Here is a 6,308-nt window from a genome sequence, read left to right on the forward strand (position 1 = left end):
AGCTACACCGTCCGGTTCTGCTTGGTGATGGACGAGTCAGACTTGGTCTTGTCTGCGGCCTTCTGCATGTTGTCGCAGAACTGCTCGGCGGAGATGCGGCCGAACATCAGCGCGTTGGTCTGCTTGCGCAGCTCGGTCTCGAGCTCCTTGTACCAGTTCTCGAAGTCGCTGCGGGTGACGATGTTCGCACCGGCGGCGGTCTGCGCGGCGCTGAGGCTCGCGTTGCCGGGCGACAGGTCCAGGCCGTCGGCGGCGCCGGTCACGACGGTGATGTTGCCGGACTTCTCGGTGAAGCCGCGCGCACCCTCCTTGGAGAGCATGATGCGCAGGTACTCCAGGCCGCCCTTGGGGTTCTTGGCCTTGGCGGGGACGATGTAGGCCTCGCCGGCGGCGGCGCGGATGGCCTCGAAGGGCAGCTTGTCCGCGGCGGTGACGCTGGGGGTGGGCGTCAGGGCGTACTTGAACTCCTTGGGCGTCTGGCTCTTCTGCTCGTTCTCCAGCCAGGAGCCCGACGGGTAGAGGGCGATCTTGCCCTGGTTCTGCCGGGTCTGCACCTCGGTGTGGATCAGGCCCTCGAAGGACTTGTCCATGTACTTGCCGATCTCGGCCCAGGCGGCGGCGGCCTGCTTGAGGGAGTCGCGCTTCCAGACGCCGTCGACGAGGTTGTCGATGTCGATCAGGAACTGGTTGCCCTCGATCTTCGCGGCGGAGATGAGGATCATCCAGTAGGCGTAGTAGGAGGCGTTCTTGCCCGCGTAGGCGAACGGGGTGATGTTCGCGGCCTTGGCCTTCTCACAGAAGGCCTTGAACTCCTCGAAGGTCTTCGGCGGGGTCCAGCCGTTCTTCTCGAACAGGGCGGAGTCGTACCAGAGGCCGTACGCCGAGAAGACGTAGTTCATCAGGTACGGCTTGTTGTTGATGAGGCCGGACTCGACGGTGCCGGGGGCGACCGTCTCGCGCACCTTCTTGTTCGGGTCGTCGATCGAGGGGGCGTCCCACAGCTCGGTGAGCTCGAGGAGCTGACCCTCCTGCTGCAGGGCGCCGTTGTCCATGAGGTCGGTGCCCGAGTTGGCGATCATGTCCGGCACGTCGCCGCCGGCGAAGCGGGGCTGCAGGGTCTGCGCGATCTGCTGGGTGGCGACGTGCTTGACCGTGGCCTTCGGGAAGGCCTTCTTGTACAGCGGCTCGTGGACCTCGGTGGCGTAGCTGTCGCCCAGACCACCCTTGAAGATGACCACTTCGAGCGGTGCGTCGGCGGCGACGCCGAACGGGTTGGCCGCGGAGACCGCAGCGCCGGAGGAGGGGGCGGCCGAGGAGGTCGCCGCGGGGGCGGGGCCACTGCTGGTGGCGCACGCGCTGAGGAGTCCGGCGGCGGGGCCTGCCACCAGGGCGGTCAGGCCGATCCGGCGGAGCATCTGCCGCCGGGTGATATCTCCGGGCGTACCGGCCGAGTTGGACATTGTAACCCTCCTGGGCGGGGGATCAATTAGGAAAGTTTCCTAAACGTTTGCCTGAAGGTACGGAGCGCCGGAGTCCACCGTCAAGGGTTCGCAGCCGGTCTAGACCAAGCCGTGATATCCCTGCGACATATCCGGTAGCAACCAAGCACCAAAGCAGTCTGAGGCCTGACAGATTGGCACACAGTACCCGATACCTCGCACATGGCCATTGACTCTCCACCTGCACGCCAGTAAAGGATCCCGGTCCTTCGCCAATCTACCGAGGACAACCGGTCTAGACCAGATAATGATGGTTTGCCGCACACCACCGCAAGACCCTACTTTTGGGACATGTTGCTGGCGGAGCAGCGTCAGCTGCTGTGTGAACACGGCCGCAGGGCCGTCGAGACCGGACTCGTCATCGGGACGTCGGGAAATCTCAGCGTCCGCCTCGGCGACCTGGTCGCGGTGACGCCGGGCGGAGTCGCCCTCGACCGCCTCGAACCCGAGGCCTGCCCCGTGGTCGACGTCGAGGGACACCTGGTCGAGGGAGAACTGCAGCCCTCCTCCGAGACCCCCATGCATCTGGCGGTCTACGCGGCGACCGGCGCCGGGGCCGTGGTGCACACCCACTCCGTCTTCGGCGCCGTGGTCGCCACGACCATGACCGAGCTGCCGCCGATCCACTACAACACGATGCTGCTCGGCGGTACGGTCAGGGTGGCCGAGTACGCCACCTACGGCACCTCCGAGCTCGCCGCGAACGTCGAGGCGGCCCTCAGGGACAGGCGGGCCGCGCTGCTGGCCAACCACGGCGGGGTGACGATCGGCGACGACCTGCCCCAGGCCTTCGAGGCGACCAGGCTGCTCGAATGGCTGTGCGAGGTCTACGTGCGCGCCAGGGCCGTCGGGGAACCCCGGGTGCTCACCGAGGAGCAGCTCTCGGCGGTCGTGCTGCGGGCCCTCCAGACCCCCGGGTTCCCCCGCCGGGAGAACGACCGTCCCGCCGAACTCCCGGTGCCCTTCCCGGACACTCCGACGTAAGGATTGACGCGATGCCCCTTCAGCTCACCGGAGCCCCCGGCGACCCGGACCTGCTCCGGCTGCCCTGGGACGTCCCCCTGGAGGAGTGGCCCTCCCACCACCTGGTGGCCCTGCCGCGCGGCATCTCCCGGCACGTGGTCCGCTTCGCCAGGCTCTCCGGGAGGGTCTACGCGATCAAGGAGATCAGCGAGTACTACGCCAAGCGCGAGTACCGCCTGCTGTGGGACCTGAGCAGGCTGGACACCCCCTCCGTCGAACCGGTCGCCGTGGTCACGGGCCGGACCGGCGCCGACGGGGAGCCGCTCGACTCCGCGCTGGTCACCCAGCACCTGCAGTTCTCCCTGCCCTACCGGGCGGTCATGTCGGGCGCCGTCCGCCCGGAGACGCTCAACCGGCTGCTCGACGCGCTGGCCGTACTGCTGGTCCGGCTGCACCTGAGCGGCTTCTACTGGGGCGACTGCTCGCTGTCGAACGTGCTGTTCCGCAGGGACGCGGGCGCCTTCGCCGCCTACCTGGTCGACGCGGAGACCGGCGAGCTGCACCCGATGATCAGCGAGGGCCAGCGCCTGTACGACATCGACGTCGCGCACACCAACCTCTTCGGCGAGATGCTCGACCTCCAGGCGGGCGACCTGCTCCACCCCTCCATCGACCCGGAGGAGGTCGCCGACTCGGTCTGTGCGCGCTACCACGGGCTCTGGAACGAGCTCACCTCCGACGAGGTCATCGAGGAGGTCGACTGGCACCTGATCGACCAGCGGATCCGCAGGCTCAACGACCTCGGCTTCGACGTCGCCGAGATGATGGTGCGGCGCAAGGCGGGCACGGGACGGCTGATCGTCCGCCCCAAGGTCGTCGACGCGGGCCACCACCAGCGCAGGCTTCTCCGGCTCACCGGCCTGGACGTGGAGGAGAACCAGGCCAGGCGGCTGCTCAACGACCTCGACTCCTTCAGGGTCTCGCAGGGCCTGCGTCACGAGGACGAGGCGATCGTGGCCCACCGGTGGCTGGCCGAGGTCTTCCAGCCCACGATCGAGGCCGTCCCCCAGGAGATGCGGCGCAAGCTGGAGCCCGCCCAGATCTTCCACGAGGTGCTCGACCATCGCTGGTTCGCCTCGGAGGCGGCGGGACACGACGTCGGGCTGCCCGCCGCGGTGGAGTCATACGTGAAAAACGTTCTGATTTACAAACCCGACGAAAAGGCATTACTTCCGGAGGAGTAGGAAAATATCTTCCACTTGGGATGAACATCCTCCTACCACGGTACTGAATCCTCTTCCTCTCCATATCTGACTTTTCATGAGGACACCCGGGTTCAAGGCGATATCCCTACGCTGACCGGGCGACGTTGCGAAGTCGTTGGCGAGGGAGAGCTCGTGCTCGGAATCGAAGACTGCCTGGCCGAGGTGATGGCCATCCCCGGCGCCCTGGACGCGATCATGATCGATCAGACCAGCGGGACAGCCGTGGCGACCGGCGGTGGAAACCGCCATCTCGACGCGGAGAGATCGGCCGCCGGGCTGGGAGAGACCCTTCGAGCGATGCTGGACGGTCTCGCCACGACCTCCCCCGGCGGAACCGTCCGGATCCGCGACGTGATCATAACTACCGACGACGGACACCATTTACTAAAACCACTCGAAACGGTATTCGACGGTCCGCTGGTAATTTACGTCCACCTCGATTCACAACGTTCGAACCTCGCTCTGGCCCGCCACCGGCTGCAGGCGCTCTCCGGCCGCCTGATAACGATGTGAAGCCATGCCGACCACGGAGAACGTGCTCAACGGACTGGCCGAGGACCGTGCGACCGGCGCCCTCCACCTGGGAGGAGCCGGGACCCTCTACCTCACGGGCGGTCACGTGACCTGCGCGGAGAGTCCGGCCGCGCCGCGCGTGGAGGACCTGCTGGCCGCCTGCGGCAGGATCTCCGACCACGCCGTACGGCAGGCCATGCGAGCCCAGGACGAGGGCAGGCCGGGCGGCGAGCTGCTGGTCGCCCAGGGCGTGCTCACCAAGGGCGAGCTGGAGTTCTGCGTGCTCGGCGCGGTGCTCGACGCCGTGTACTTCATGTTCGACGCCCCTGGGCACCGGCCGTGGTTCCGGCCGGGAGAGCGGCACTGGCTCGGCCCCCAGTGGTACTTCGACGTGACCGGACTGTTCCAGGAGTGCAAGCGAAGGAGGACGCAGTTGGACCGGACCTGGCCGTCCGCCGAGTTGGACTCGCTCCCGGTCGTCCCCGTCGGCCGCGTGCCCGCGCAGCGGGTGGTACTGACCTCGTTGCAGTGGGAGGTCGTGGCCTGCGCCGACTCGACGGCCACTCCCGCGGACCTGGCGCACCGGCTGGGCCGTCCGGCCTACTCGGTGCTGCTGGCCGTACGGCAGCTCGCCGCGGCCGGGCTGCTCCGCGTCCCGAGGGGCGAGATCGCCGCCGCCCCCGCGCCTCCCGGCGCGCCCTCGGAAACGCCCGAGGAGCGGCCGGCGGCCGAGAGGCGGGACGCGCGGGTTCCGCCAGAGGCGCCCGCGGGCGCGCTGCCCCGGCGCGTGGCGGGCGTCAGGGGGATCAGGGACGCGGTGGCCGAGGGGGCCCACACATCCGGGACGGCGCAGTGGCTTCCCCCGGCGACGGGGGATCCCACCGACGTGAACCTGCTCATCCGGCTGAGAAACGCATTGGAGGCACTCACATGAGCTCGGTCCGATGCCGATAAGGCTGCGGACGCTGAAGCGGACCGGAAGGAGGGTGCCAGTGGAACTACGCGACGAGGTGCGCCGGGAGATGACACTGCTGCGCGAGCGGATACCGGACGTCGACGGAAGCGTCGCGTGCAGCGTGGACGGCATGACGATAGCCAGCGACCTGAAGGACGCCGTGGAGCAGACCGGGGCGCTGTCCTCCGCGCTGCTGGCCCTCAGCCGCCGGATGACGGACATGGTCGGCAAGGGCGCCTTCGAGGAGACGCTGATCTCCGGCACCAACGGCTACGCGGCCTTCTACGCGGCCGGCCCCAAGATCGTCCTCACAGTGCTCGCCCGCCCGGGGACCAACCTCGGGTTGCTGCGACTGGAGGGGCGCAAGACGGCGGCGAACCTGGCCGCCATCACATCCCGCACATGGACAACCCAGTGACCGGAGGCATGAATGGGCAACATGGACGTCTCTCTCAAGGAGATGATGGCGATCGACGGCGCCGTGGGCGCGGTGGTCGTGGACTACAACAGCGGCATGGCGCTGGGAGCCCTCGGCGGCTCGAAGGACCTCGACCTCCAGATCGCGGCGGCCGGTAACACCGAGGTCGTCAGGGCCAAGATGCGCACCATGGAGTCGCTCGGCATCAAGGACGGCATCGAGGACATCCTGATCACGTTGACCAACCAGTACCACATCATCCGCCCGCTCACCGGCAGGAGCGGCAAGGGACTCTTCCTCTACCTGGCCCTCGACCGCACCCGCGCCAACCTGGCGCTCGCGCGGCACAGCCTGCGCGGCATCGAGGAGAAGCTCGAGATCTGACCCGCCGTACGGCACGCGGGAGGGCCCGCGCGCTCACCGGGGTCCACCGCCCACGAAGCCGCGAAACCCCCGCCGTGCCGGTTCCCCGTGCACCGGCCTCGCGGGACGGCGTGTCCCCACGCGCGAGACGACCTGTTCCCCGGTGGAGACAGACGCGAGAGCGGACGCCTGGACGGGCGTCCGCTCTCGCTCTTCGGGGGGTTCTCCGGGGGATCGCCGGGGGCGGGGGGAGTGAGGGCCGGGGACGGGCTCTCAGGGGGCGGGGGATCTTCGGAAGGGGGTGGGGGTGAGGGCCGGGGGCGGGCCCTCGG

At 68.4% G+C, this 6,308-nt stretch carries 7 protein-coding genes; 6 read left to right on the forward strand and 1 reads right to left on the reverse strand.

What is annotated here, in order from left to right:
- Positions 1–2: 2 nt before the first annotated feature.
- Entirely contained in the window at positions 3–1,460 is a 1,458-nt protein-coding gene (gene ngcE / locus PKF00_RS43060) for an N-acetylglucosamine/diacetylchitobiose ABC transporter substrate-binding protein (RefSeq protein WP_271223574.1), read from the reverse strand.
- Between the two features lie 330 nt (positions 1,461–1,790).
- Between ngcE and PKF00_RS43065 the strand changes: the two genes are divergently transcribed.
- From PKF00_RS43065 to PKF00_RS43090, 6 genes are all read left to right on the forward strand, one after another.
- On the forward strand, positions 1,791–2,483 hold the full coding sequence (locus PKF00_RS43065) for a class II aldolase/adducin family protein (protein ID WP_271223575.1): 693 nt from the start codon (positions 1,791–1,793) through the stop codon (positions 2,481–2,483).
- Positions 2,484–2,494: 11 nt separating this feature from the next.
- Entirely contained in the window at positions 2,495–3,706 is a 1,212-nt protein-coding gene (locus PKF00_RS43070; protein ID WP_271223576.1) for a DUF4032 domain-containing protein, read from the forward strand.
- A 153-nt stretch (positions 3,707–3,859) separates the two neighbouring features.
- Positions 3,860–4,240 (forward strand): roadblock/LC7 domain-containing protein, encoded by a 381-nt coding sequence (locus PKF00_RS43075; RefSeq protein WP_271223577.1) that lies wholly within the window; start codon positions 3,860–3,862, stop codon positions 4,238–4,240.
- A 4-nt stretch (positions 4,241–4,244) separates the two neighbouring features.
- Positions 4,245–5,174, forward strand: a complete 930-nt coding sequence (locus PKF00_RS43080) for a hypothetical protein (RefSeq protein ID WP_271223578.1) — start codon at positions 4,245–4,247, stop codon at positions 5,172–5,174.
- A gap of 58 nt (positions 5,175–5,232) precedes the next feature.
- Positions 5,233–5,613: a roadblock/LC7 domain-containing protein gene (locus PKF00_RS43085; protein WP_271223579.1), complete on the forward strand. Its 381-nt coding sequence runs from the start codon at positions 5,233–5,235 to the stop codon at positions 5,611–5,613.
- Between the two features lie 12 nt (positions 5,614–5,625).
- Entirely contained in the window at positions 5,626–5,997 is a 372-nt protein-coding gene (locus PKF00_RS43090; protein ID WP_271223580.1) for a hypothetical protein, read from the forward strand.
- Positions 5,998–6,308: the final 311 nt, after the last annotated feature.

Origin of the sequence: Streptosporangium carneum, from assembly GCF_027922005.1 — a bacterium.
Classification (GTDB): domain Bacteria; phylum Actinomycetota; class Actinomycetes; order Streptosporangiales; family Streptosporangiaceae; genus Streptosporangium; species Streptosporangium carneum.